Origin of the sequence: Pseudomonas sp. P7779 (assembly GCF_013386315.1) — a bacterium.
GTDB lineage: Bacteria > Pseudomonadota > Gammaproteobacteria > Pseudomonadales > Pseudomonadaceae > Aquipseudomonas.
Genome location: NZ_JACARZ010000035.1, coordinates 1 through 26,493, shown reverse-complemented (window position 1 = coordinate 26,493; position 26,493 = coordinate 1). Strand labels below are relative to the sequence as shown.

The 26,493-nt window shown below is 62.2% G+C and carries 24 protein-coding genes; 10 read left to right on the top strand and 14 right to left on the bottom strand.

All coding sequences use genetic code 11. The features are described from left to right. Window positions 1-26 precede the first annotated feature (26 nt). The 6 genes from HX869_RS11850 to HX869_RS11825 all read right to left on the bottom strand — a co-directional run bounded on the left by HX869_RS11850 (window position 27) and on the right by HX869_RS11825 (window position 6,257). Window positions 27-788 carry a 1,6-dihydroxycyclohexa-2,4-diene-1-carboxylate dehydrogenase gene (locus tag HX869_RS11850; protein ID WP_008433831.1) on the bottom strand — a complete coding sequence of 254 codons (762 nt, stop codon included), beginning with the start codon at window positions 786-788 and terminating at the stop codon, window positions 27-29. 10 nt (window positions 789-798) lie between these two features. Further along, the gene (gene benC / locus HX869_RS11845) at window positions 799-1,821 is read right to left on the bottom strand and encodes a benzoate 1,2-dioxygenase electron transfer component BenC (RefSeq protein WP_177021725.1); all 1,023 of its coding nucleotides are present in this window, start codon (window positions 1,819-1,821) and stop codon (window positions 799-801) included. 10 nt (window positions 1,822-1,831) lie between these two features. Further along, window positions 1,832-2,320, bottom strand: a complete 489-nt coding sequence (gene benB, locus HX869_RS11840) for a benzoate 1,2-dioxygenase small subunit (RefSeq protein WP_102604627.1) — start codon at window positions 2,318-2,320, stop codon at window positions 1,832-1,834. Next, window positions 2,317-3,693 carry a Rieske 2Fe-2S domain-containing protein gene (locus tag HX869_RS11835; protein WP_003210841.1) on the bottom strand — a complete coding sequence of 459 codons (1,377 nt, stop codon included), beginning with the start codon at window positions 3,691-3,693 and terminating at the stop codon, window positions 2,317-2,319. The genes benB and HX869_RS11835 overlap by 4 nt, the downstream gene beginning before the upstream one ends. Window positions 3,694-3,778: 85 nt before the next feature. Continuing rightward, a complete protein-coding gene (locus HX869_RS11830) occupies window positions 3,779-4,738 on the bottom strand; it encodes an AraC family transcriptional regulator (RefSeq protein ID WP_178903123.1) in 960 nt (319 codons plus the stop codon). Window positions 4,739-4,856: 118 nt separating this feature from the next. Continuing rightward, window positions 4,857-6,257, bottom strand: a complete 1,401-nt coding sequence (locus HX869_RS11825; RefSeq protein WP_178903122.1) for a DHA2 family efflux MFS transporter permease subunit — start codon at window positions 6,255-6,257, stop codon at window positions 4,857-4,859. 263 nt (window positions 6,258-6,520) lie between these two features. Here HX869_RS11825 and HX869_RS11820 point away from each other — a divergent pair, with 263 nt between their 5' ends. From HX869_RS11820 to HX869_RS11805, 4 genes are read left to right on the top strand one after another with little or no spacing between them, the layout of a single operon-like run. After that, complete coding sequence (locus tag HX869_RS11820) at window positions 6,521-7,366, top strand: ABC transporter substrate-binding protein (protein ID WP_008433837.1); 846 nt, start codon at window positions 6,521-6,523, stop codon at window positions 7,364-7,366. Between the two features lie 16 nt (window positions 7,367-7,382). After that, complete coding sequence (locus HX869_RS11815; protein ID WP_102369136.1) at window positions 7,383-8,891, top strand: amino acid ABC transporter permease/ATP-binding protein; 1,509 nt, start codon at window positions 7,383-7,385, stop codon at window positions 8,889-8,891. A gap of 17 nt (window positions 8,892-8,908) precedes the next feature. After that, a complete protein-coding gene (locus HX869_RS11810) occupies window positions 8,909-9,574 on the top strand; it encodes a GntR family transcriptional regulator (protein ID WP_003210850.1) in 666 nt (221 codons plus the stop codon). A 14-nt stretch (window positions 9,575-9,588) separates the two neighbouring features. Continuing rightward, entirely contained in the window at window positions 9,589-10,440 is an 852-nt protein-coding gene (locus tag HX869_RS11805; RefSeq protein WP_102604621.1) for a DUF1989 domain-containing protein, read from the top strand. Between the two features lie 30 nt (window positions 10,441-10,470). On the opposite strand, the gene HX869_RS11800 is transcribed toward HX869_RS11805, so the two are convergent. The 8 genes from HX869_RS11800 to HX869_RS11765 form a co-directional block, all read right to left on the bottom strand. Beyond that, window positions 10,471-11,445, bottom strand: coding sequence for an ABC transporter permease (locus HX869_RS11800; protein ID WP_178903121.1), 975 nt, complete (start codon window positions 11,443-11,445; stop codon window positions 10,471-10,473). Continuing rightward, window positions 11,442-12,434, bottom strand: coding sequence for an ABC transporter permease (locus HX869_RS11795; RefSeq protein ID WP_177036674.1), 993 nt, complete (start codon window positions 12,432-12,434; stop codon window positions 11,442-11,444). Before HX869_RS11795 ends, HX869_RS11800 begins: the two co-directional genes overlap by 4 nt. Further along, window positions 12,421-13,956: a sugar ABC transporter ATP-binding protein gene (locus HX869_RS11790; protein ID WP_178903120.1), complete on the bottom strand. Its 1,536-nt coding sequence runs from the start codon at window positions 13,954-13,956 to the stop codon at window positions 12,421-12,423. Before HX869_RS11790 ends, HX869_RS11795 begins: the two co-directional genes overlap by 14 nt. After that, window positions 13,956-14,942 carry a sugar ABC transporter substrate-binding protein gene (locus tag HX869_RS11785; protein ID WP_178903119.1) on the bottom strand — a complete coding sequence of 329 codons (987 nt, stop codon included), beginning with the start codon at window positions 14,940-14,942 and terminating at the stop codon, window positions 13,956-13,958. The genes HX869_RS11790 and HX869_RS11785 overlap by 1 nt, the downstream gene beginning before the upstream one ends. Before the next feature lie 188 nt (window positions 14,943-15,130). Further along, window positions 15,131-15,541 carry a VOC family protein gene (locus HX869_RS11780; protein WP_177021731.1) on the bottom strand — a complete coding sequence of 137 codons (411 nt, stop codon included), beginning with the start codon at window positions 15,539-15,541 and terminating at the stop codon, window positions 15,131-15,133. A gap of 16 nt (window positions 15,542-15,557) precedes the next feature. After that, window positions 15,558-16,088 (bottom strand): ester cyclase, encoded by a 531-nt coding sequence (locus HX869_RS11775; protein WP_177021732.1) that lies wholly within the window; start codon window positions 16,086-16,088, stop codon window positions 15,558-15,560. 34 nt (window positions 16,089-16,122) lie between these two features. Next, complete coding sequence (locus HX869_RS11770; protein WP_178903118.1) at window positions 16,123-17,139, bottom strand: polysaccharide deacetylase family protein; 1,017 nt, start codon at window positions 17,137-17,139, stop codon at window positions 16,123-16,125. A gap of 30 nt (window positions 17,140-17,169) precedes the next feature. Continuing rightward, window positions 17,170-18,354 (bottom strand): MFS transporter, encoded by a 1,185-nt coding sequence (locus HX869_RS11765; RefSeq protein ID WP_177020810.1) that lies wholly within the window; start codon window positions 18,352-18,354, stop codon window positions 17,170-17,172. 101 nt (window positions 18,355-18,455) lie between these two features. On the opposite strand from HX869_RS11765, the gene HX869_RS11760 reads away from it, so the two are divergent. From HX869_RS11760 to HX869_RS11735, 6 genes are all read left to right on the top strand, one after another. Continuing rightward, window positions 18,456-19,379 carry a LysR family transcriptional regulator gene (locus HX869_RS11760; protein WP_178903117.1) on the top strand — a complete coding sequence of 308 codons (924 nt, stop codon included), beginning with the start codon at window positions 18,456-18,458 and terminating at the stop codon, window positions 19,377-19,379. A 32-nt stretch (window positions 19,380-19,411) separates the two neighbouring features. Continuing rightward, window positions 19,412-19,798: a cupin domain-containing protein gene (locus tag HX869_RS11755; RefSeq protein ID WP_134326679.1), complete on the top strand. Its 387-nt coding sequence runs from the start codon at window positions 19,412-19,414 to the stop codon at window positions 19,796-19,798. A gap of 68 nt (window positions 19,799-19,866) precedes the next feature. Continuing rightward, window positions 19,867-20,277: a DUF3757 domain-containing protein gene (locus HX869_RS11750; RefSeq protein ID WP_178903116.1), complete on the top strand. Its 411-nt coding sequence runs from the start codon at window positions 19,867-19,869 to the stop codon at window positions 20,275-20,277. A gap of 225 nt (window positions 20,278-20,502) precedes the next feature. Further along, window positions 20,503-21,744: a multidrug efflux RND transporter periplasmic adaptor subunit MexE gene (gene mexE, locus HX869_RS11745; RefSeq protein ID WP_008433857.1), complete on the top strand. Its 1,242-nt coding sequence runs from the start codon at window positions 20,503-20,505 to the stop codon at window positions 21,742-21,744. A 15-nt stretch (window positions 21,745-21,759) separates the two neighbouring features. Continuing rightward, complete coding sequence (locus tag HX869_RS11740; RefSeq protein WP_003210869.1) at window positions 21,760-24,939, top strand: efflux RND transporter permease subunit; 3,180 nt, start codon at window positions 21,760-21,762, stop codon at window positions 24,937-24,939. Further along, window positions 24,936-26,351: an efflux transporter outer membrane subunit gene (locus HX869_RS11735; protein WP_102369143.1), complete on the top strand. Its 1,416-nt coding sequence runs from the start codon at window positions 24,936-24,938 to the stop codon at window positions 26,349-26,351. The genes HX869_RS11740 and HX869_RS11735 overlap by 4 nt, the downstream gene beginning before the upstream one ends. Window positions 26,352-26,493 lie beyond the last annotated feature (142 nt).

The window sequence follows — 26,493 nt, the reverse complement described above, 5'->3', positions numbered from 1 at the left end:
TCAGTGTCTGCAGGTACGGCGCTGGGTCAGCCGAGGTCGCCGCCTCCTACCGGCAAGGTGACGCCCGTGATGTAGGAGGCCTCATCAGAGGCCAGAAACAGAATCGCGCCGGCTTGTTCGTCGATGCTGCCGTAGCGCTTCATCGGGCTGCTGTCGAGGGTCTGGTCGACGATCTGCTGGTACCAGACGCGCTCCTGGTCGCTCTGGGGCTGGCTGTTGCGCGGGATCCGCCGCGGTGGCGCCTCGGTGCCACCGGGTGCGGTGGCGTTGACCCGAATGCCGCTGCCGGCGGTCTCCAGGGCCAGGCACGCGGTCAAGGCGTTGACGCCGCCCTTGGCCGCGCCATACGGCACACGGTTCACTCCGCGCGTGGCCACGGACGAGACATTGACGATGGCACCGCTGCCCTGCTCCAGCATGTAGGGCAACACGCAATGGCAGCACCACAGGGTCGGGAACAGCGAACGGCGCACCTCGGCTTCGATTTCGTTCTCGGCGTAGTGCTCGAAGGGCTTGGCCCAGATGGTCCCGCCGACGTTGTTGACCAGGATGTCGATACGCCCGAACCGCGCCTTGGCAGCGGCCATCACACGGGCACATTCGGCATGCTGCTCCAGGTCGGCGGTGAGGATCAGCGCCCGCTCATGCTGCAATTCATGCACGAGTTCCGAGCGATCGACGGCCACCAGCCAGGCGCCCTCTTCCAGCAAACGCTCGGCAACCCGCCGACCGATGCCCTGGGCGGCGCCGGTCACCAGCGCAACCTGGGTGTTGAAACGTGGAGTCATGGGGGATTCCTCAGGCGGCGTCGCCGGTGACGATGGCGTTGGGGGTGAACTTCTCGTAGTGGAAGCTGGCGGGGGTGACGCCCTGGTTCTTGAAGTGCTGGCGTACCGCGTCGACCATCGGTGGCGGCCCGCACAGGTACACATCCACGTCGCCATCGTTCAGCACGTCAGCGGCCATGTGCTGGGTGACATACCCCTGCCGGGGGTGCGCGGTCTGGGGGTCGGCCACGCAGGTGACAAAACCGAAGTTGGGCAGGCGTTGGGCGAACGCCTCCAGCGCCTCGACCATCACCAGGTCCTGGTCCCGCGTCACGCCGTAGATCAGCGTGACCGGCCGGGTTTCCTCGCGCTCGGCCAACACTTCAAGCATCGACAGGAACGGCGCCAGCCCCGTACCACCTGCCAGCAACAGCAGTGGCCGCGCCACTTCGCGCAGGTAGAAACTGCCCAGCGGCCCGGTCATCGGCACCGCGTCGCCCGGCTGGGCACGCTCCAGCCAGCCACTCATCAACCCGCCAGGCACATGCTTGATCAGGAAGCTCGCGCGTTTGTCGCCGGGGCGACTGCTGAAGGAATACGCGCGGGTCTGCCCACTGTCGGGCACGCCGATATTCACGTATTGCCCCGGCAGGAACACCGGCGCCTGATCCAGTTCGAAGCTGACTTCCAATGCTGCATCGGCATGCCGGGTAATGCTCGCCACCGTCGCGGCAAATTGCGCGGTGCCGGTCTTGCAGGCACCGGAAGGCACCGGCACGGCAATCACGCAGTCCGACTGCGGCACCATCTGGCAGGTGAGCACCTGGCGTTCGCCGGCTTCATCCTCGCTCAGGGCGTCTTCGATGTAGTCGTCGCCCAAATCATAGGCGCCGGTTTCACAGCGGCATTTGCAGGTGCCGCACACACCGTCGGAGCAGTCCATGGGCAGGTTGATACGTTGGCGAAAGGCCGCGTCGAGGACCTTTTCACCCACCTTGCAGTCGATGAAACGGGTTACCCCGTCCTCGAAGTTCAGGGCAATGGAGTACGTCATGGGCGTGTCCTCAGATGTGGTAGATATCGATGACCTGATGGATGTAGTCGTTTTTCAGCACCACCTTCTTGCGCGTGATCAGCGGCTGTTCGGCGCGGATGTCGAGGCGATAGAACGAGGTACCGAAGTACGTATCCGTGGTCTTGTAGCGATGGCTGAGGGTTTGCCAGTTGAAACGCAACTCCACGTGCTGCCCGTCGTCGGCCAGCACTTCGAGGTTGGTGATCAGGTGCGCGGTGCGCGGCTCCGGGGTGCTGGCGCTGGAGCGCTCGGTCTTGATCCGGAACACCCGGTCTTCCAGGCCGTCGCGGCTGGGGTAATAAATCAGCGAGATTTCTCTCTGGGGGTCTTCGGTCAGCGTGTCGTGGTCGTCCCAGGCCGGCATCCAGTACTCGACCTTGGGTGAATAGCATTCGAGCCACTCATCCCACTGGCGGTCATCCAGCAGGCGGGCTTCGCGGTACAGAAAGTCCAGCAGGCGGTCACGGGAAGCACTCATGCCAGCACCTCCTTGTCCGTCGCGATCAAGCCTTGCTGCTCCCGTTCGATAGCGCGTTGCAGGCTCTGGGCCCAGTGGGCGTGCTGGCGCACGAACAGGCCTTCGTCCTCGGTCTTGACGCCACTGAGCTGCGGATTCATGCCCATGGCCCGGGCGTTTTCGTCAGGGCCTTCGACCCACTGTTTGGCGCCGCGACTGAGGTCATTCCACAAGGTGGTCGCGCCCTGGTAGCCGGTCTGGCAGGCGCGGAATTCTTCCAGATCGTCCGGTGTACCCATGCCGCTGACGTTGAAGAAATCTTCGTACTGGCGGATGCGCGTGGTGCGTTCCTCGGCACTTTCGCCCTTGGGTGCCATGCAATAGATCGTGACTTCGGTCTTGTCGACCGCGATTGGCCGTACCACGCGGATCTGCGTGGAGAACTGGTCCATCAGGTACACATTCGGGTAGAGGCACAGGTTGCGGGTTTGGTCGACGATAAAATCGGCGCGTTCCTGGCCCAGGCGCTCGGCCAGCGCCTCGCGATGGGCATGCACCGGACGCACTTCGGGGTTGAGCAGGCGCGTCCACAGCAGGATATGGCCATGCTCGTAGGCGTACACGCCGCCCAGGCTTTTCGACCAGCCATTGGCATCCACGGTGCGCGTGCCTTCGGCTTCGTAATTGCGCCGGCCCATGGTCGCCGAGTAGTTCCAGTGCACGGAGCTGACGTGATAACCGTCGGCGCCGTTTTCGATCTGCAGCTTCCAGTTGCCGTCATACACATATGACGAACTGCCCCGCAGCACCTCCAGCCCCAGCGGGGCCTGATCGACCATCTGGTCGATGATCACCCGGGTCTCACCCAGGTAGTCGCTCAGCTCCGGCACCGTCTCGCTGAGGCTGCCGAACAGGAAGCCGCGATAGTTTTCGAAGCGGCCAAGGCGTTTCAAGTCGTGGGAGCCGTCACAGTCGAAGCTGTCGGGGTAGGCGCCGGTCTTGGCGTCCTTCACTTTGAGCAGCTTGCCGGCGTTGCTGAAGGTCCAGCCGTGGAAAGGGCAGGTAAACGAGCCTTTGTTGCCTTGTTTACGGCGGCAGAGCATCGCGCCACGGTGGGCGCAGGCGTTGACCAGGCCGTGCAGCGTGCCGTGTTTGTCTCGGGTGATGACCACGGGCTGGCGGCCGATCCAGGTGGTGAAGTAGTCGTTGATCTCCGGCACCTGGCTTTCGTGCGCCAGGTAGACCCAACCGCCTTCGAAAATGTGCTTCATTTCCAGGGCAAACAGGTCGGGGTCGGTGAAGATGTCGCGGCGGCAGCGGAACACCCCAGTGGCGGGATCTTCCTGGACGGAGTCGCGCAATTGTCGGGCGAGTCGGTCGAATGTGCTGATCATGGGGTAGGCCCTCGGTTGTTCTTGTATCAGGCCCCCCCACCTTATGTGCTTGCCCTACCCCTCAATATCCGCTGACTGCAATTCGTTATCCGCCTGGCGCGAGCCGGCGCTTCCAGGTTTGCGAAGGCAGCTCGCCAAAGCGTTTGCGATAGGCCTCGGAGAACCGCCCCAAATGCACAAACCCATGATCCAGCGCCACCTCCGTCACGCTGCGCGCCGTGGCCAGTTGCAGCATGGCGTGCACCCGCTCCAGCTTGCGCTGGCGCATGTAGTCACGGGGTGACAGGCCGACCTGGCGTTCAAACAAGGTATACAACGAACGCTCGCTGACCCTGGCGATGGCCATCAGTTGTTCGATGCTGATGTCGTCGGCCAGGTGCTCCTCGATGAACTGACGCACGGCTTCAAAGCCCCCACCCTGATCCGGTCGCGGAATCACCCGCAGGACGTTGCTGGCCAGCAGCGCCAACAGCTTGTTCGCCACAATGCGCTCGTACAGGCCCTGCACTTCGGGTTCGGCGGCGTTTTCGGCCTCATGGCAGATCAGCCCCAGCAATTGCAGGAACCCACCCATTTCGGCAAGTGCGTGGCGCGGCGCCGCAAAACGGATGCCCGGCTGCGGCAACGTCCAGTGCTGCTCAAGGCAGGCGTTTTCCAGCAGGCGCACGGGCACCTTGACGATGAATTTTTCGCAGTCGGCGGAATAGGTCAGGTCTACCGGGTCATCCGGGTTGATCAGCAGCACTTCGCCGGGGCCCAACACCTGTTCTTCGCCACGGGAGCTCGAGCGGCAGTGGCCGTGCAGCAGGATCTGCAGGTGGTAGATGGTTTCCAGCGCCACCGAGGTCACCCGCACCGGCGCGCCGTAGCTGATGCGGCACAGGTCCAGGCTGGAAAAGGTCCGGTGGCTGATGCTCGCCTGCGGGCGGCCCTTGGGCGGCAGGCGGATGCAGTGGCTGCCGACATGCTGGTTGACGTAGTCGGACACGGCATAGGCATCTGCACGGTCGAAAATCTGGCTGCGCTCACTCAATAGCACGGTCATGGTTGCGCCTTTTATTGTTATGGGCCCTGCGTATGTACTTCACCGCAGAGTGATGCGGGGGACGCAAGCCGTCCAATATTCAATAGGTGTTGCGTCATACCCCGAAGGTATCGTGGGTTCACTTTCGCTGCAAAACCGACTCACCGGCCCGGGGCGGCAGCCGCAGGTTATCCAGCAGCGCCACGCCGGCGATCACCGCCACTAGAAGAAACGTCAGCTGGAAATCGGCGGTGGCGGCCTGCCCGGTATTGCCGTGAAAATTCATGGCAAAACGTAACAACAGCGCGCCAATCGCCACGCCCATGGCCATGCTCAGCTGGAAGAACATGCTGAACAAGGTTGAGGCGTCGCTCATCTGCGCCTTGGGTATATCAGCGAACCCCAGGGTGTTGAACAAGGTGAACTGCATGGAGCGTGACAGGCCACCCACGAACAGAATGAACAGGATCAGCGCCCAGCTCATGCGCTCGTCCAGCAGCGCACAGGCCGCAATCGCGAGCACGCCAAGGATGCCGTTGATCATCAGCACCGAGCGAAAGCCCCAGCGCTGCATCACCGCCGTGGTGAACGGCTTCATCGCCAGGTTGCCGGCAAATACCGCGAGCACCAGCAACCCCGCATCGAATGCAGAAAGGCCGAACGCCAGTTGAAACATCAGCGGCAGCAGGAACGGCAAGGTGCTGATGGCCACCCGGAAAATCGACCCGCCGCACAGGCACACACTGAACGTGCGCACACTCACCACACCCAGCGCCAGCAATGGTTGGGCATGCCGGCGCATATGGCGCCAGGCAAAGGCGCCGAGCATTACGCCTGCAGCGCTGAGTAACAGGCCCTGCAACAAGCTGCCACGGCTTTGCCCGAGCAGTTCCACGCCGTACAACAGCGCCGCGCTGGCGACACCCACCAGCAGGAAGCCGCTGAAATCGAATGAGCGGGACGTCACCTCGTCGTGTTTGGGGATCAGTACCAGCGTGGCAATCAGCGCCAGCAGGCCCAGCGGCAGGTTGAGGTAGAAAATCCACGGCCAGGACGCGTGGGTAACGATAAACCCGCCCACCGGCGGCCCGAATATCGGCGCCACCAGGCCGGGCCAGGTGATGAATGAAATCGCCCGCACCAGGTCTTTTTTCTCGGTAGCCCGCAGCACCGCCAGGCGCCCCACCGGCACCATCATCGCGCCGCTGATGCCCTGCAACACGCGCGCGGCGACGAAGGTCTGCAGGCTGTCGCTCCACCCGCACAGCAGTGACGACAGGCTGAACAGCACGATTGCCCAACCGAATACCCGCCGCGAGCCAAAGCGGTCGGCCAGCCAGCCGCTGATGGGAATGAACACCGCGACGGCGAGCATGTAGGCGCTCATACCGATGTTCACGTCCACCGCGCCCACGCCGAAGGTTTTGGCGATGTCCGGCAACGCGGTCGCGATCACGGTGGCATCGAGGTTCTCCATGAAGAAGGTGACGGCGACCAACAAGGCAATCAGGGTTGAGCGGCGTTGGGAGGTCGACGTCATTGCTGTTCACTCATGGTTTCGAATCGGCACTTTATCAATAAGTGCGTCCTTTATGGTCCGCGAAATGCCTGCCTCACAACGTGGCGCCCGGTAACGAATTGCCCCGAATTGGGGTGCGCGCTTGCAAAAAACGGCTGTCTCACGCGTCAAAACCCATCAAAAACCTGAAAAAGTCATTAGTTGGCACGATAACCGCTTACTAGCTAATACAGGATTGTTGAACAATCCAAATCTCCCTGCATCCAGCAACCGAGGCGACGAATATGCAAAAAGGTCTGACGGGCAAGAACACCCTGCGCACATTGGCGCTAGCGATCACCCTGGCGTGCGTGACGCCGCTGCTGTCGGCTGCCGAAATCAAGGGCACCCTGAAACCGGGCGAGCTGTCCATCGGCTCCGACCTCACCTACCCGCCTTACACCTACCTTGAGCAAAAGACCCCGGCCGGTTTCGACCCGGAGTTCATGCAACTGATGGGCAAGCAACTGGGGCTCAAACCACGTTTTCTCGACACCCGTTTCGCCAACCTGATCCTCGGCGTCAACGCCCGGCGTTTCGACGTGGTGGCCTCGGCGCTGTACGTCACCCCCGAGCGCGCCAAACAGGTGGATTTCCTCAGCTACCTGAAGACCGGTTCTTCGCTGATGGTGCTCAGCACCGGCGACTTCAAGCCCCAGCGCCCGGAAGACCTGTGCGGCAAGCGCGTCGGGTCGATCAAGGGCGCGTCGTGGGTGCCAAAGCTGAACAAGGTTTCGGCGGACTACTGCCTCCCTGCGGGCAAGCCGGCGATCGAGTCGCGTGAGTTCCCGACGTCCCCGGAGGCCGCCCAGGCCCTGCTCGCCCAGGCGGTGGACGTGCAGATGGAAGACGCGGCGGTCGCCAAGATCACCGTGGAAAAACTGCAAGGCAAAACCGTGATCAGCTCCAGCGAGTTGATCTACCCGGTGGTGGTCGGCCTGGCCGTGCGCAAGGAAAACCCGGCACTGCTCCAGGCGCTGACCGGTGCCCTGAGCCAGATCAAGCAGGACGGCAGCTACGGCAAGCTGCTGGCGCGCTACAACCTGGCCGAGCCGAACGCCGCCGAGATCAGTGCGGCACTGGGTAACTGAAACGCGGAGCACCTTTATGCAATTCGATTGGCACTACACCCTGGGCTTGTTATGGAACGGCGACTTCTGGCGAGCCGTCGGCACCGTGGTCGAACTGAGCCTGGAAACCTGGCTGCTGGGCATTGTGCTGGGGTTTTTCCTGGCCCTGGCGCGGCAGTCGGAGCGCCGCTGGCTGCGGGACTCCGCTGGCGTCTACATCTGGTTCTTCCGCAGCCTGCCGTTGCTGGTGCTGTTGATCTTCGTCTACAACCTGCCGCAGGTGTTTCCGTCCACCAGCGTGGTGTTGTCCAACCCCTACTCCGCGGGCCTGATCGCCCTGGTGCTGAGTGAGGCGGCCTACATCGCCGAGATCCATCGGGGCGGCCTGCTGGCGGTGGTCAAGGGGCAGCGCGAAGCCGGCAAGGCGCTGGGCGTGGGTTATCGCGGCGTGCAGCGGTTGATTGTGGTGCCGCAGGCGCTGCGGGTTGCGTTGCCGACACTGGCCAACGAATACATCACCATCGTCAAGCTCACCTCGCTGGTGTCGGTGATTTCGCTTTCGGAAATCCTGCTGGTGGGCCAACAGCTCTACACCCAGAACTTCCTGGTGATGGAGACCATGCTGGCCGTGGCGTTTTATTACGTGTTCATCGTGACGGTGTTCAGTTGGCTGTTGCGGGTGCTGGAGAACCACCTGGACGTGACCCGGCGCAAACCCAAGGCCATCGCCCCCGCCGTGCTCGACCAGGTGGCCACGCGTCGTGCCCCCGGCCAGGCCGAGCCCGGCGAGTTTGCCTTGCAGGCCCGCGGGGTGCGCAAGGCCTATGGCGAGCTGGAAGTGCTCAAGGGCGTCGAACTGAATGTGCGCTGGGGCGAGGTGGTGTCGATCATCGGCCCGTCAGGCTCTGGCAAAACCACACTGATTCGTACCATGAACGGCCTCGAAAGCCTCGACCGTGGCGAAATCACCCTGCAAGGCCAGCCGTTCCTGCGTGGCAGCCAGGAGCCGCAAGGCGCGCTGGGGCACAAGGTGCATATGCGCGGCATCGTGCATGTCGGCATGGTGTTCCAGGGGTTCAACCTGTTCCCGCATAAAACCGCCCTTGAGAACGTGATGCTCGCGCCGGTCTACCATGCCCATGGTAGCGGCGAAGAACTGCGCCTGTTGAGCCTGGCCCTGTTGCGCAAGGTCGGCATGCTGGAGCACGCCGGCAAATACCCGCACCAGCTATCCGGCGGGCAACAGCAACGGGTGGCGATTGCCCGCGCCCTGGCGATGCGGCCCTCGGTGATGCTGTTCGATGAACCCACCTCGGCCCTCGACCCGGAACTGGTGGGCGACGTACTGGCGGTAATCGAGGAATTGGCTCGCGAGGGCATGACCATGGTCATCGTCACCCATGAAATGAACTTCGCGTTCAAGCTTTCCGATCGTGTGGTGTTCATGGAAGGCGGCGAGATTATCCAGGACGCCGCACCGCGTGACATGCTCGAGCAACGCAGCGAACGCATGACCAAGTTCCTCAAAGACGTCCAACTGGCGTGAGCCCAAGGAGCCCCAACGTGAGCCAAGCCAAGGAACCCAGCCTGTCGCTGGCCGACCAGGTTGCCATCGAACTGCGCGAAGACATCATCGGCGGCCGCCTGCTGCCCGGCATGCCGCTGGTGGAAAGCGAACTGGTGAACGCCTACAACGCCTCGCGCAACACGGTGCGTGAAGCCTTGCACCACCTGGGCCGCGAAGGCCTGACCAGCTACGTGCGCAACAAAGGCGTGATCGTGCGCCGCCTGGGGGTGGAGGAAGTGCGTGACATCTTCAAGGTGCGACGCACCCTGGAGCTGCAGGCCATCGCCGCCAGCAAGCCGCTGCGCGAATACCAGTCCGACCTGATGCTGGAGTCCATCGAGGCCGCGCAGCTGGCCCAGGACCGCGAGAACTGGCAAGCCTTCGGCACCCACAGCCTGCGCTTTCACCAACATATTGTCGGGCTGATGCGCAGCCCGTTGCTGGACGAGTTTTTTACCCATATTGCAGCCCAGATGCGCCTGGTGTTTTCCAACGCGCCCAGCGAGGAAACCTTCCAGAAGCCCTGGCTGGAGCGCGACCGGCAGATTCACGACTTGCTGGTTGACGGCCACAAGCAAGCCGCCGGCGAAGCCCTGGCCAGCTACCTCAATGACTCCGAATCGCTGCTGCTGGACATCCTGAGCAGCATTCCAAAACCCTGAAGCGAGGACCCACCATGTACAAGGACTACCCAGCGGCCTACCAAGTCAGCAAAGGCGCTGCCTTGCAGGTCGACAAAGCCTTCTATGACCGCGTGCGCGAGTCCCGGGACGGGCGCACCCTGATCGAGCAATTCGAAGTGCCGATCCGCACCGGCCGCGCCTGGAAAGTACCGGCAGGCCATGTGTTCCGCGTGACCACGCCGGTTGGCCCGCAGGTCGGCGACTTCAACGTGTGGAGCGCCAACGACCCCCGCGAACGCATGTGGGCGGCACGCACCCGCCAGCTGCAAGGCGCGCACGTCACCACCTACGACCGCCTGTGGTCGAACCTGCCGTTTTTGCGGCCGATGGTCACCATCACCGATGACAGCCTGGCCGGCTATGGCATCGACGAACACGGCGGGCGCCTGCATGACTTGCTGGGCACGCGCTGCGACCCTTACGTGAACAAGATGCTCACGGGCGAAGACTTCCACCACCACTGCCACTCCAACCTGACCCGCGCCGTGCTGCCCCATGGCCTGACCGAGTTCGACGTGCACGACGTGCTGAACATTTTCCAGTGCACCGGCCTCAATCACGACGACATGTACTTCATGAAAGCCTGCCCGGCCAAGCAGGGCGACTATCTGGAGTTCTTCGCCGAAATCGACCTGCTGTGTGCCCTCTCCACCTGCCCCGGTGGCGACCTGTCGCTGCCGATGTGGGGCCCGGATGCGGAAGACCCGTTGAAGGTCTGCCGTCCGCTGGGGGTGGAAATCTACCGCCTCGACGACGCGCTGCTGGAGGGCTGGAAACAACCCGAGCGCGCCGCCTATAACGGCAACCATGGCCTGTTGATTGCCAAGGCTGACTGGGAAAAGTAACGGGCAGACCGACACCTGGGGCGCCGCGCCTCAGGTGTTCTGCGCAATCCTGCGGCTGATGAAACTGAAGGCCAGCACGATAAATATCAGCACGCCGGTTGCCACCTGCTGCCAGTAGAAGTTCCAGCCGATCAACAGCAAGCCATTGGCGATGACGTTGATGAACAGCACCCCCAGCAACGTGCCCGGAATATTCGCGCGGCCCTGGTGGTTCAATGTGGTGCCGATAAACACCGCACCAATCGCATTCAGCAGGAACGCATTGCCCGACAGCGGCACGTAGGCGCTCACCGTCGAACTAAGCAGGATCCCCGCCACCGCGCACGCCAGCGCCGCCGCCAGCACCGTGGTGGTGACGATGCGCCGCACCGACAACCCCGAGTAATACGCCAGCAGCGGCTGGGTACCCTGGGCCAGCAGTTCGCGCCCCAGGCGTCCACGGGCCAGCAACAGGCCGTAGACCACGGCCAATACCAGCACGACCAAAAGCGGCAAGGGCACGCCCAACGGGCTGAAGCTCGCCAGTTCCGGCTTGAAACCCTGGGCGATATAAATTGGCTGGCCGCCGTCCGAGAGCAGTTGCTGGGCACTGGTGCCGATAAACAAGGTGCCGAGGGTGGCCAGGAACGGGCTGATCCGCAGCCCCGCGATCAAGCCGGCATTGAACAGCCCTACCAGCAGCCCGGCGGCCAACGCACCGGCAATCGCCACACCCAGCCCGTGCCCGGCGTTAAGCAACACCACGAAGCTGAAGCTGGCGAAATCCAGCGCGGTGCCTACCGACAGATCGATGCCACCGGCCGCCACCGCATAGGTCATGCCGATCGCAACAATCGCCAGCAGCACGAAGTTATTCAGCACCAGGCTTTTCAGGTTGCCGCCACTGAGAAACCCCGGGGCCTGCCAGGCAAACGCCACCACGATGGCCACGAACACCAGCGGCAACGTCAGGGGCAACAGCGAACGCCAGCCGCCATGGGCTTGCAGGATGGATACCTGACTCATGAATGTTCTCCCCGGTTCAATGCGCTGGAAGCGGCGACCACCAGCAGAATCAGCACGCCCTGGACACCGTTGACCCAGAAGCTCGATACGTTGAGCAACTGAAACCCGTTGATCAAAAAGCCGATCAACAGCGTCGCGAGCAAGGTGCCGGGGATGCTTGCCACCAGTCGCCGGGAAAACACCACGCCAAGAAAGGCTATGGCGACCACCGACAACAGCATGTCGCCGGAGCCGGTGGTGCTGCCGCTGAAAAATGCCGCTGAACACAAAGCCGCCACCGCGGCACACAGCCCAGAGAGCAAATAACTGGAGAGTACGTAGGCCGGCACTCGAATCCCGGCGGCCTCGGCGGCGTGCGGGTACTCGCCGACGGCATGCAGGCGCAGCCCATAGGCGGTGTGCTGGATCAGCAGCGTCAACACAAAGGCCGTCACCAGCAACACCCAGGCGAGTGCCGGCACGCCCAGCCATGCGCCGCCGCTGAGCAGGTCGAGCAACGGTGAGTCAGTCGAGACCACGGTGTTTTCGGTGAGGACCAGCTCCAGCCCGGCCAGTACATTCATGCTTGCCAGCGTTGCGAGCAACGGTGGCAAGCGCAGCACCACCACGGCCAGGCCATTGAGCAGGCCCACCGCCAGGCCGCAACCCAAGGTCAGCAGCAGGCTTGCCCACAGGTCGAGGCCTGCGTTGTTGAGTCGACTGAACACGGCCGCGCACAAGCCCAAATTGGCCGCCAGCGACAGATCAAGCCCGCCCGCCACCACGTTGGAGCCGCCGCCGATAATCACGCAGGTCAGGCCGAAGGCAAGTACGCCGAGGATCGCCGACTGGCTGAACACATTCGCGATATTGCCGACTGAAAAGAAGTTCGGCGCGGCGACGGCAAAGCCCAGCAAAATCGCGAGGAATACGCCCACCGAGCCGCGCCGCAACAGCAGTACCCATAACCGTTGGGACAAGCCAGGAGTAGCAGCTTCAAGCAGGGACATGCGCCACCTCCTGTTTCACCTGCACAGCCACTGTGGACTGCACCGCACCCGTGGCACACGCCAACAGTTGATCACTGTCCGCCTCACCGGCATGGAACTCCCCGGCTATTTCACCGCGATGCAGCACCAGGATGCGGTCGCAGATCCCCAGCAGTTCGGGCAAATCCGAAGACAGCACCAGCACCGCTGCGCCCTCTTCCACCAGCCGCCCGATCACGCGATAAATCTCGACCTTGGCGCCGACGTCCACACCTACGCACGGTTCGTCCAACAGGTACACCGCCGAGCGCCGGCTCAGCCATTTGCCCAGGGCGACTTTCTGCTGGTTGCCGCCGCTGAGCTGGCTGACGGCAGCCTGCGGGCCCGGCGTCTTGATCGCCAACTCGTCGATCAGCCGCAGGCTTTCGGCCTGCTCCTTACGCTGGCTCAGTACCCCCCAGCGACTGAAACGCCCAAGCCCGGCGAGCGTGAGGTTTTCCAGCACCGACAGCAGCGGTGAAATCCCCTGGCTGCGGCGTTCTTCCGGCACCAGTGCAATCCCTTGGGCAATGGCTTCTCCGGGTGAACGCAGGCGCAACAAACGCCCCTCCAGATGAATGCTGCCGCTGTCGGCGCGCACCACACCGAACAGGGTCTTGAGCAGGTCCTTGGCGCCCGACCCGACCAGCCCGGTGAGGCCGACGATCTCGCCCCGACGCAATTCCAGGTCGATCTGCCGGTAGCGCCGGGCCAGGCTCAGCCCGCGCACCTGCAGCAATGGTTCGCCGCGCTCCACCTGCGCCTTGGGGTACATCTCCTGGACCTCGCGGTTGACCATCAACCGCGCAATCTGCGCGCTGGTGGTGTGCCGTGGCTCTACCACGGCCACATCTCGACCATTGCGCAACACCGTCACTTCATCGCACAGGCTGTCGATTTCCTGCAGGTAATGGGAGATGTAGAGAATCGACAAACCCTGGTCCCGCAGGCGCTTGACGATCCGCAGCAGCTGGTCGACTTCGCGCTTGACCAGCGCCACGCTGGGCTCGTCGAACACCAGGATCTTCGGCTGGCGAATCAATGCCCGGGTGATTTGCAGCACTTGGCGCTCGGCGCTGTTCAGCTCGCCTACCAACGCGTCGGCGGGCAGTTGCAGCTCAAAATATTCCGCCAGCAAGCGCTCGGCCTCGCGCTGCTGCCGGCGCCGATCCACAAACGGACCCCGGCGTAATTCATGCCCGAAGAACAGCGCTTCATCCACGGTAAAACTCGCCGGCAACAGCCGCTCCTGATGGATGAACTGCACGCCCAGCGCGTCCACCTGGCGCGGCGACAGTGCGGCATACGGCTGGCCGTCAATGCTCACCTGCCCCGAGTCCGCTTTGTGGATCCCCGCCAGGACCTTGATCAAGGTCGACTTGCCGGCACCGTTCTCGCCAACCAGGCCGTGAATGGTGCCGCGCTCGACCTTCAGGCTCGCATCCTCCAGCGCCAGGGTGGCGCCGAAGCGTTTGCGCAGGTGCTGCAAGTGCAACGCGGCCATCAATCACCCCGCAGTTGCTGGACCTGCGCCAGGTTGGCGGCGGTGGTCAGCAGCGTCGGCACATGGGTTTCCTTGGGCAGGTCACGCTGCCCGGCCAGGTAGCGGGCCACGTTCTGCACAGCAGTCTTGCCGATCAGCGCCGGTTGCTGGGCGACTACCGCGCCCACCGGCGAATTGGCCTGGCCGAGCAGCTCCAGTACTTCCGGCGTACCGTCCACGCCGTAGGTCTTGATCTCGGTGCGCCTGGCGTCGATCAACGCCTTGCTTGCCCCCAGTTGCGGAATGTCCCATGCCGCCCAGATCGCCGAGACACTGCCGGCCGGGTACTTGTTGAGCAACGCGGACACCTGGGAATAGGCATCCTGCACGGTGTTGGGGATCACATCCCGCAGCTCCGGCTCGATGATTTCCAGTTGCGGGTGATCCTTGAGCGCCAGCTTCAACTGGTCGTAGCGAATCGCGCACACCGGCACGCCGTAGAAGCCGTTGAACACCAAGATCTTGCCCTTGCCGCCGGCATCCTTGATCAACTGATCGGCCAGGGCCTTGCCGGTGGCGACATTATCCGAGGTGGTGTTGTTGAGGCTGTACTGCGACGGCGCGTCGATGGTGAACAGCGGGATGCCGGCCTTGCTGATGCGCTTGAGCCACGGGTCGATCACGCTCAGGGTGCCGAGGGTCTGGATCACCGCATCGGGTTTCTGGGTGACCACGGTTTGCAGTTGGGTCACCAGGTTCTTGTCATTGCGCCCTGCATCCAGTGTGATCGGCGTGCCGCCGAGGCGCTTGATCTCATCGACCTGGGCCTGGAAGGCCTTGATATCGAAGTAGTGACTGGTGCCGGTCATGCTCACGGCAATGCGCTTGCCGGCCAGGGACGGCACCGCGTCATCGCCCTCGGCGGCCTGGGACACGGCGGCGTGGCCCAGCAACAACGCTGCGCCGAGCAAGATGTAACGTGAACGCGAGAAAAAGGTGCAAGGCATACAGGGCTCCGCTGAGCAACGGGTGAAAGGGTTCACCTGTGTGCATTGCAGAGCCCATGCCATAAATTATTTCGAATAAAATCAAGCAGATGAAAACATTGGATGACGTTGCGCTGTCCCGCCCAAACCACAACTGTCCGACTGCTGTTGCCCAGCCAACAGTTGGCCGGGAAATCCGGCCAGCCACCTCAGGCCGCCGGGTAAGCAAAGATCAGCTCGACCCTGATCCCGTTGGGGTCTTCGACAAACAATTGGTGCTCGAACAGCTCCGGCACCACCCGCTCGGTAAAAGGCAGCCCTAGCGTGTGCAGGCGTTGCCGGTGAGTTTCAAGGTCATTGCAGCGCAATGCAATGTGATCGAGCGCACTTGAGCCGTCGCCGGCAGCACGCACCCCAAGATACGTTTCAAGCTGCGCGGCGCTGCCCTGCAGGCTGGCGATATGCAGCAGCGGGCGACCTGCTGAATAAAGCCAACTGCCCGGAAAAGGAAACGCCGGGCGCCAGCCCTCCTCCAGGCCGAGGGCGTCACGATAGAAACTCACCGTCGCGTCGACATGCTCCGTGCGGAGCGTGAAGTGATCAAGGTAGTGAACGGTCATGTGCAGAGCCCTCCCGTCAGAGCGCACCCAACTGCTTCATCAGCGTCAGGTTGTCTTCGATGTGCCAGTTGGCGACGATCTTGCCCTTGCCGATCTGGTAAATGTCGGTGGCAATAAAGTCTACGACCTGCCCAGTGCCCTTGATCTGACCAAAGGAACCGGTGAAGTGCCCGCGAAAATGCAAATGTGCCACCACGCGGTCGCCGGCAATGATCATTTGCTCTACTTCACAGCTCAGGTCCGGCACCGCGCCGCGAAACGCACGGGAGGCCAGCAGCGGTCCCTCCGGCCCTTGTTTGCGCCCGGCGGGCGGTGTTTTATCGATGAAGTTGAGCGCCAGCGCTTCACGGGCCAGGCTCTCGTCACCGGTATTCCAGAAAGTGTCGTAACGCCGGGCGACAGTTTCCATGATCTTCAGTTGCGCGGCGGTCAGGCTCTTGTCCACCACCAGGACACCCGGCGTCACCAGTTCGGTGGTGGCAAACGCCACGCCGGAGAGGGTCAGGGCCAGGAATCCGGCGGCGATAAGGGGAATGGAACGTTGCATACGGGCACATCCTTTAAAGGCGAAGAGAACGAACTCAGATGGTTTCGCTTTCCCTGAGGCTGAGGGGGCTTTTCAAGGTGTATTGAGCGATGGCGTCCTTGCGCATGAACGCCACGCCGGGATGGCTGTTGGCGTACCGCAGAAACTCGTCCCAGACCCTGACCATTTGCGGCGTACCGCTGATGCGATCGTGGGCACTGATCGCCATCATGCGGCGTCGGCTTCCGGCTTCCAGGTAGAGCTGGTCGAACTCCAGCTTGACCTGTTGAAGGAATTTCGAGGGCGAGTAATTGCGCCCCTCAATCAAGACGATGTCGTTGTTGCGCAGGGTATACGGGACCACGACAAAGTCCTTGCCATTGACCTGCTCGATAAACGGCTCATCGCGACTCACATCATCAATGTGATAGACGTAGCCCAGCTCCTGCAACAACGACAAGGTATTGGGCCCGCGCCGCAGCCAGTTGCAGTTGTAGCCGGTGACCGGCTGACCGGTGACGTCCTGCAACATGCTCGCGGCCTGGCGCAGGAAAGTGCGCTCTTCATCGCGGCTCATAGCAAATTGCGAGCTCCAGTGCGGGCCATGCCCCGAGGCTTCGTGCCCACGGGCGACGATCTCCCGGGCCAGCGCTGGGTTGCGCTTTACGGCGTCGCCGATCATGTGGCAGGTGACTTTCACCCCATGCCGGTCCCAGAGATCAAGCATCCGCGGAATACCTTCACGGTAGCCATAGGCAAACCAGGTATTGGTGGCCACATCCTCCGGAACACTGTCGGGAAAATCCACGTGGGGAAACGGACTGTCAGTGCCCTTGAGCGGTTGGCCGCCTGCCTCGAATTGCATGGAAATGGACACCACCAGCCGGGTGTCCCCTGGCCAGAAACGCCCGATTGCCTTGCCGGCAGTCGCCGCGGGGGCAGCGTTGCCCGGCACTGTCACCGCGGCTTTGGCAGCGGCCGGGCCGAGCAGCGATCCTGCGGCCAGAACAGCAGCACCTGTGCCGGCCTGGGCGAGGAAAGTACGACGATGCGGGTTATCGGTTTTGTCCATGTTGGTTCACCTCATACTGAATTCAGGGGATCAGGCAATCGCGGCAGGCCGGGTGGCTTTACCCGCGGCTTCCTGGGAAACAATGAACAGCACACCGAGCAATGGAATCGCCGCAGCCGCAAACGGAATCGCCGCCGCGCCCCAGTGGCTGTCCACAACGATGCCGCCGATGACGCCGCCCAGGGCGTTGGCCAGGTTGAAGGCCGAGATATTCGCCGTGGCAGCCAGCTCCGGGGCCTTGCCGCCGTGCTTCATCACGCGCATTTGCATGGATGGCACGTTGGCGAACGAGGCGATACCGAAGAGGAACACGGTCACCAGGAACGGCCACTTGTAGGGCGCCACAAGGCCTGCGGCGATCAGTGTCACGATCATCGCCGCCGGCCAGAACATCAGCGAAAAGCGCAAGTTGGCGTCTGCGGTACGCGCCCCGAGACTGTTGCCGACTACCAGGCCAATGCCGACCACGACCAGCACAGCGGTCAGCATCGTCGAATCAAACCCTGCCACCTGTTCGGCAATCGGCGCGATATAGCCATAAAAGGCCATGAACCCGGCCCAGCCGAGCACCGTGAACATCAGACTGGCCAGCAGGTTGCGGTTACGAAACACCGCCAACTGGTTGATCAACGACACTGACTGCTCGGTGCCCTGGCGCTTGATCGACACAATGATTGCCAGCAACGCGAGCACGCCCAACGCGGCGACTACCAGGAATGCGGTGCTCCAGCCATATTGATTGCCAATCCACGAGCCGGCGGGTACGCCCAGCACGTTGGCCAACGTCAGCCCGGCAAACATCTGGCCGACGGCGCGGCCTTCCATGCCGCTGGCCACCAGGCGCGTCGCGACCACCGCGCCGATCCCGTAGAACGGCCCCTGGGTCAGCCCGGCAATCGCCCGGCTGACCAGCAACACGCTGTAGTCGCTGCTGAGGGCAGTCATTACGTTGGCGCCGACGAACACCGCCATCAACAACCACAGCACCGTGCGTTTTTCGTAGCGCGAGAGCCAGATGGTCAGCACCGGGCCTCCGATCACGATGGCCAGCGCGTAGGCGGTAATCAGGCTGCCAGCCTGCCCTTCGCTGATGTTCAAGCTGTGGGAGACCTGGGTCAGTAATCCGGCAATCACGAACTCGGCGGTGCCGATGGCGAAAGCCGCCAGGGTCAGCACCCAGACCTGGATGGGCATTTTCGAAGAATTGGATGACATGTCAGTCACTCCGATGGTTAACGATGGATGCAAAACTAGTTCTTTTGGCTTAACTTGATAATTGAGTCGAAATCAAAAACTACTTTCGGAAATACCGAACAATGCTGCTGAAGAACCTTGAGTTGTTTTTGCTGATTGTGGAAAAAGGCGGGCTGTCGGCAGCGGGTAGAGAGCTGGGACTGTCACCCGCCTCTGTCTCGGAAAGGCTCGCGCAGTTGGAGGGTTTCTATGGCGCCAGCCTGCTCAACCGCACCACCCGGGCGATCAACCTGACGGACGAAGGCCGCTTGCTGGTGGAAGGCGCCCGCCGCTTGCTGGCAGAGGCCAACGAGCTGCACAGCAGCATTCGCCATGGCACCCACACCCTGTCCGGGCCGATTCGCCTCAGCGCCCCGGAAGACCTCGGGCGCCAATACATCGAACCGATCCTCGCCGCATTCATGCTGGAGCATCCCGAGATCAGCATTGACCTGAACCTGAGCGACGGATACGCCGATCCGGTGAGCCAGGGCATCGATTTCGCGGTGCGCTACGGCGAGCTGGCGGACAGCACCCTGCATGCCAGGCCGATTGGCGAAAACCGTCGCGTGCTGTGTGCGTCACCCCACTACCTGGCGCTCAATGGTACGCCCCGACACCCCGAGGAGCTGGCGCGCCACGAGTGCCTGGTGATGCGCTTCGGCATCAATATTTCGCGGGAATGGACCTTCAAGCGGCACGGGCACGCCCATCGGGTGCTGGTCCAGGGCCGGCGGGTGGCGAACGACGGTGCGCTGGTACGCCAGTGGTGCCTGGCGGGCCATGGCATTTGCCTGAAATCGGTGTGGGACGTGCGCGCCGACCTTGAGGCCGGGCGATTGGTCGAGCTGCTGGCTGACTATGATTTGGGTAGTACCGCGCTGAACATCATCTATCCGCCGACACGGGTTCAACCGCGCCGTGTCAGGGTGTTGATCGAGCGGATAGTGGATGAGCTGTCGCTGCACGATCATTCAATATCCGGCCAGCCGTTAGGCCTAACTTAAGGCTCCAATGTCCTGAAACCCTGGAACCTACAATGCCCGCCTCCCACGCTTCGACGAATTACGCCTCGATCAACTTCGCCCAGAAATACGCCCTGTTCAGCGAGCAATGGGCGCCCAAGGTCGTCGCGCAGATGAACGACTACCAGTTCAAGGTGGTGAAGATCGAAGGTGACTTCATCTGGCACGACCATGCCGATACCGATGAAACCTTTATCGTCCTCGAAGGCACCCTGCGCATCGACTTCCGCGACGGCGCGGTGATCATCAGCCAAGGGGAAATGTACGTGGTGCCCAAGGGCGTCGAGCACAAGCCACACGCATTGGGTGAGGTGAAGTTGCTGTTGATCGAACCCTGCGGCGTGCTGAACACCGGCAGTGAAGGTGGCGAGCGTACGGCAATCAACGACGTGTGGATTTAGCACCTTCCGGCGGTGCCTGTTTGGGCTAGTCTTTACCTCACAGTTACTCCAGACCAGGAGCACGCGTGATGAACAGGCAGCTCAGGAAAACCTCAGCTCTCGTGATTACCCTGATGGCGTTGATGGGCAACGTCTACGCTGGCACTGGTGCCTGCCCGCCCACCCATGCCCTTAAAGACGCGTTCAAAAAGACGCCGACCGGGGAAGTGGTCGCCTACACCGCGTCCGGCCCGGACGGTCGGCAATGGACCGGGCAAAACCCGATGACAGAGCAGAAGGACCTGCACCAGGTCCACTTTGAAAAGGCGGTGATCCAAAGCAGCCAGGGCCAGTCGTCTGTGGCATGCCACTACCTGGATCAGAACCATGAACCGGTAAGCATGACCCTGAAAAACCAGCTCAATGCCAGGCCTCTGGGCAGCGCATGGTCAGGCAACGAATGCACGACAACCAACCCGGCGCTCTGTACATTTGAATAGCAGACACGCCCGACAATTTATGCGGCGCGCTGTTCCTTGCATCTTGCGCAACAGTCCTTTGTCATCAACAGCATTGATAGCTCCCTAACGAAAGCCCCATGCTAGAGGGCTCGCTTTACGCTTATATCATTCCGAATGATAGTTACCTTTGTTTCATTCGATTCGTGAGATAGCACCCTGCCGAGCATGATCCGCCCATCTTAAATACATTGGCGGATGCACCTCATGGAACAGTCACTCAAACATTTGCGCTATCCCTTGGCCATTTTGGCCGTGATGGTGATGAGCGCCTGCGGCAAAGCGCCCGAACAGGCAGCCGCCATGCCACCAAGCCACGTCAGCGTGGCCAAGGTGCTGGAACAACCGGTCAATGAGTGGGACGAATTCACCGGCCGGCTCGAAGCGCCGGAAACCGTGCAGATCCGTCCGCGCGTGTCGGGCCAGATCGATCAGGTCGCCTTCACCGAAGGTGCCTTGGTCAAGAAAGGCGACCTGTTGTTCCAGATCGACCCACGCCCATTCCAGGCCGAAGTGCGCCGCCTCGAAGCACAACTCGCACAAACCAAGGCCGCCGCCACCCGCAGCGATAACGAAGCCCAGCGCGGCGAACGCCTGCGCCAGAGCAATGCGATCTCCGCCGAGCTGGCCGACTCGCGCACCACCGCCGCCCAGGAAGCCCATGCGACTGTCGCCGGCATCCAGGCGCAGTTGGACCTGGCCAAGCTGAACCTGAGCTTCACCCGTGTCAGCTCGCCCATCAGCGGCCGCGTCAGCCGTGCCGAGATCACCGCCGGCAACCTGGTGACCGCCGATGTCACCGCGCTGACCAGCGTGGTGTCCACCGACAAGGTCTACGCCTACTTCGACGCCGATGAACGTGTGTATCTCAAGTACACCGAACTCGCGCGCCAGGGTCGCCGTGGCGCGACTACCCCGGTGTACCTGGGCCTGTCCAATGAAGACGGCAACCCGCACCTGGGCCAGATGAACTTCGTCGACAACCAGGTCAACCCGGCCACCGGCACCATTCGTGGTCGCGCCGTGTTTGATAACAGCAAGGGCGAATACACCCCAGGCCTGTATGCGCGCCTGAAGCTGGTAGGCAGTGGCACCTACTCCGCCGTGCTGATCAGCGACGAAGCCGTGGGCACCGACCTGGGCAAGAAGTTCGTACTGGTGATGGACGGCGACAAGCCTGCCTACCGCGCGGTGGAGCTGGGTCCGAAGATCGAAGGTTTGCGCATCGTGCGCAGCGGCCTGACCAAGGACGACACGATCATCGTCAAGGGTTTGCAGCGCGTTCGCCCGGGGTCGCCGGTTGCACCGGAAACCATCCCGATGGCCAGCAAGGAAACCCTCGCCGCCTTGGCACAACAACGACAAGCGCTTGAAGCCAGCAACCTGGAGCAAGTGGCGCCGGATAAAGCCGCGCCCAAGCTCGCAAGTACAGCGACTCCACGCGGTTAAGGGATACGACTCAAGATGAATTTTTCCAAGTTCTTCATTTCGCGGCCGATCTTCGCAGCGGTGCTGTCGCTGTTGATCCTGATCGCCGGCGCGATTTCACTGTTCCAGCTGCCGATCAGTGAATACCCGGAAGTGGTGCCGCCGACCGTCGTGGTCCGTGCCAACTTCCCGGGCGCCAACCCCAAGGTCATCGGTGAAACCGTGGCCGCGCCTCTGGAGCAAGCCATCACCGGCGTCGAGAACATGCTGTACATGTCCTCGCAGTCAACCGCCGACGGCAAGCTGACCCTGACCATCACCTTCGCCCTGGGCACCGACCTGGACAACGCGCAGGTGCAGGTGCAGAACCGGGTAACCCGGACTCAGCCCAAACTGCCCGAGGAGGTGACGCGCATCGGTATTACCGTGGACAAGGCCTCTCCCGACCTGACCATGGTGGTGCACATCACCTCCCCCGACCAGCGCTACAACATGCTCTACCTGTCCAACTACGCGATCCTCAATATCAAGGATGAGCTGGCACGGCTGGGCGGCGTGGGTGATGTGCAGCTGTTCGGCATGGGCGATTACTCCCTGCGTGTGTGGCTGGACCCGAACAAGACCGCCTCGCGCAACCTGACCGCCACCGACGTGGTCACGGCCATTCGCGAACAGAACCGCCAGGTGGCGGCCGGTGCCTTGGGCGCGCAACCTGCGCCGAATGACACCAGCTTCCAGCTGTCGGTCAACACCCAGGGCCGACTGGTCACTGAGGAAGAGTTCGAGAATATCGTCATCCGTGCCGGCGCCAACGGCGAAATCACGCGCTTGAAGGACATTGCACGGGTTGAGCTGGGTTCCAGCCAGTACGCCCTGCGCTCGTTGATCGACAACCAGCCGGCCGTGGCGATCCCGATCTTCCAGCGCCCGGGCTCCAACGCAATCGACATCTCCAATGAAGTGCGCGCCAAGATGGCGGAGCTGAAACAGAGCTTCCCGGAGGGCATGGATTACCGCATCGCCTATGACCCTACCGTCTTCGTACGTGGCTCCATCGAGGCCGTGGTTCACACCCTGTTTGAAGCACTGATCCTGGTGGTGCTGGTGGTGATCCTGTTCCTGCAGACCTGGCGTGCGTCGATCATTCCATTGGTGGCGGTGCCGGTATCGTTGATCGGTACCTTTGCGGTGATGCACCTGTTTGGCTTCTCGCTCAACGCGCTGTCGCTGTTCGGGCTGGTGTTGGCGATCGGTATCGTGGTGGACGACGCCATCGTGGTGGTGGAGAACGTCGAACGGAACATCGAATTGGGCCTGGAACCGTTCCCGGCCACTGAAAAGGCCATGAGCGAAGTAACCGGCCCGATCATCGCGACCGCGCTGGTACTGTGTGCGGTGTTCATTCCAGCGGCATTTATCAGCGGCTTGACCGGCCAGTTCTACAAGCAGTTCGCCTTGACCATTGCGATCTCGACCGTGATCTCGGCGTTCAACTCGCTGACCCTGTCGCCCGCACTGGCAGCGGTATTGCTCAAAGGCCACAACGCTCCGAAAGACGGGTTCTCCAGGTTCCTCGACAGGATGCTGGGTGGCTGGTTGTTCAAACCGTTCAACCGCTTCTTCGACAAGGCCAGCCATGGTTACGTCGGCACGGTACGCCGGGTGATCCGCGGCAGTGGTATCGCGCTGTTCCTGTACGCCGGCCTGATGGTCCTGACCTGGATGGGCTTTGCCCACACGCCGACCGGTTTCGTACCGGCCCAAGACAAGCAATACCTGGTGGCCTTCGCGCAATTGCCGGACGCCGCGAGCCTGGACCGCACCGAAGACGTGATCAAACGCATGTCCGACATTGCGATGAAACAGCCCGGCGTGGAAAGCGCGATTGCCTTCCCCGGCTTGTCGATCAACGGTTTTACCAACAGCCCGAACAACGGCATCGTGTTCGTGACCTTGAAGCCGTTCGATGAGCGTAAAGACCCGAGCCTGTCTGCCGGTGCGATTGCCGGTGCACTGAACGGCAAGTACAGCAGCATCCAGGAAGCCTACATGGCGATCTTCCCACCGCCGCCGGTACAGGGCCTGGGTACGATCGGCGGGTTCCGCCTGCAGGTCGAAGACCGTGGCAACCTGGGTTACGACGAGCTGTACAAAGAAGTGCAGAACATCATTACCAAGAGCCGTGGCGTGCCTGAGTTGTTCGGCCTGTTCACCAGCTACACGGTCAACGTGCCCCAGGTCGATGCTGCCATCGACCGCGAAAAGGCCAAGACCCATGGCGTGGCGATCAGCGACATCTTCGACACCCTGCAGATCTACCTGGGCTCGTTGTATGCCAACGACTTCAACCGCTTCGGGCGCACCTATCAGGTCAACGTGCAGGCTGAGCAACAGTTCCGCCAGGATGAAGACCAGATCGGCCAGCTGAAAGTGCGCAACAACAAAGGCGAGATGATTCCCCTGGCGACCTTCATCAAGGTCAGCGACACCTCGGGCCCGGACCGCGTGATGCACTACAACGGCTTCATCACCGCCGAGATCAACGGCAACGCCGCACCGGGCTACAGCTCCGGCCAGGCCCAGGCGGCGATCGAGAAACTGTTGAAAGACGAACTGCCCAACGGCATGACCTACGAGTGGACCGACCTGACCTATCAGCAAATCCTCTCGGGCAACACTGCGCTGTTCGTGTTCCCGCTCTGCGTACTGCTGGCGTTCCTGGTACTGGCCGCCCAATACGAAAGCTGGAGCCTGCCACTGGCGGTGATCCTGATCGTACCGATGACCCTGTTGTCGGCCATCACCGGGGTGATTATCTCTGGCGGCGACAACAACATCTTTACCCAGATCGGCCTGATCGTCCTGGTGGGCCTGGCCTGTAAGAACGCGATTCTGATCGTCGAGTTCGCCAAGGATAAACAGCAGGAAGGCCTCGATCCGCTCGCTGCGGTACTGGAAGCCTGCCGTCTGCGTCTGCGGCCGATCCTGATGACCTCGTTCGCCTTCATCATGGGTGTAGTGCCTCTGGTGATGTCCAGCGGTGCCGGTGCCGAGATGCGCCATGCCATGGGTGTGGCGGTGTTCTCCGGGATGATCGGCGTGACCTTCTTCGGTCTGCTGCTGACGCCAGTGTTCTATGTACTGATCCGCCGGTTTGTTGAACGCGGTGAAGCGCGCAAAGCGGCCAAGGCCTTGAAGCTGGAGACACAGCAATGAGCGTGAAAGTATTTTTGCCGAGCTTGCTGGTACTGGCGCTGAGCGCCTGTGCCGTGGGCCCGGACTATAAAACCCAGCCACTGGAGGCAGCCAACGTAACGGCCGCCGCCGACGCCAAGCAATACGACCACGGTAAGTTCGAAGGCATCTGGTGGCAGCAGTTCGAGGACCCGACCCTTAACCAGCTGGTGACTCAATCCCTGCAAGGCAACCGTGACCTGCGGGTGGCATTTGCCCGCCTGCGGGCGGCCCGGGCGATTCGTGACGACGCTGCCAATGACGTGATGCCGGTGATCACCAGCCGTGTCAGCAGCGATGTGGGCAAAGGCCAGATCCCCGGCCAGACCACCCAACGTGTCAACAGCGAGCGTTATGACCTGGGCCTGGACATGGCCTGGGAAGTGGACTTGTTCGGGCGCATCCGCCGCAACCTCGAGGCCAGCGACGCTGACCAACAGGTTGCCGAAGCTGACTTGTATCAGCTGCAAGTGACGATGATTGCCGAGTTGGTGGACGCTTACGGTCAACTGCGGGGCGCGCAACTGCGCGAGAAAATCGCAGTGGCCAACCTGAAGAACCAGGAGGATTCGCGCGGTATCACCGTCAGCCTGCGGGACGCCGGTGTGGGCGATCAGCTCGATGTGGTGCGGGCCGATGCGCGTCTGGCGGCTGTAGAAGCCAGTGTGCCGCAGCTGCAGGCCGAGGAAGTTCGCGAGCGTAATCGTATCGCTACCCTGCTCGGTGAGCGGCCGGACAAGTTGAGCGTGGATTTGAGCCCGAAAGATTTGCCGGCGATTGCCAAGGCGTTGCCGATTGGTGATCCGGGGCAACTGCTGCAACGTCGTCCGGACATTCTCAGTGCCGAGCGTAAGTTGGCAGCCGCCACGGCGCGGATTGGGGTGGCCAAGGCTGATCTGTTTCCGCGGGTGAGCCTCAGTGGGTTCCTCGGGTTTACCGCTGGGCGGGGTTCGCAGATTGGGTCGGCGGCGGCGAATGCCTGGTCGCTGGGTCCGAGCATTACCTGGGCGGCGTTTGACCTGGGCAGTGTGCGGGCAAGGTTGCGTGGTGCGGATGCCGAAGCGGATGGCGCCCTGGCGACTTATGAGCAGCAGGTGTTGCTGGCGCTGGAAGAATCGGAGAATGCCTTCAGTGATTACGGCAAACGCCAGCAGCGGTTGGTCTCGCTGATTCGTCAGAGTGAGTCGAGCCGGGCTGCTGCGGATCTGGCGGAGATTCGTTACCGCGAAGGGACGGTGGACTTCCTGGTGTTGCTGGACGCGCAGCGTGAGCGTTTGGCCGCCGAGGACTCCCAGGCTCAGGCCGAGGTGGATCTGTATCGCGGGATCGTCGCGATCTACAAGGCGTTGGGCGGTGGGTGGCAGCCGAGTACCACGATTGCCAGTGCCAAGTGATTTGACTTAAAGAGCTCCTTTGGTTGGTCGCATCCAGCCAATTTTTAGCCCCGTGCCGTCATTCGGTCGCGGGGCTTTTTTTTGCTCGCTTGTGGTGTGTGCATATCCGTTATTTCGGTCAGGGCTGCTATTGGTTCCGCTC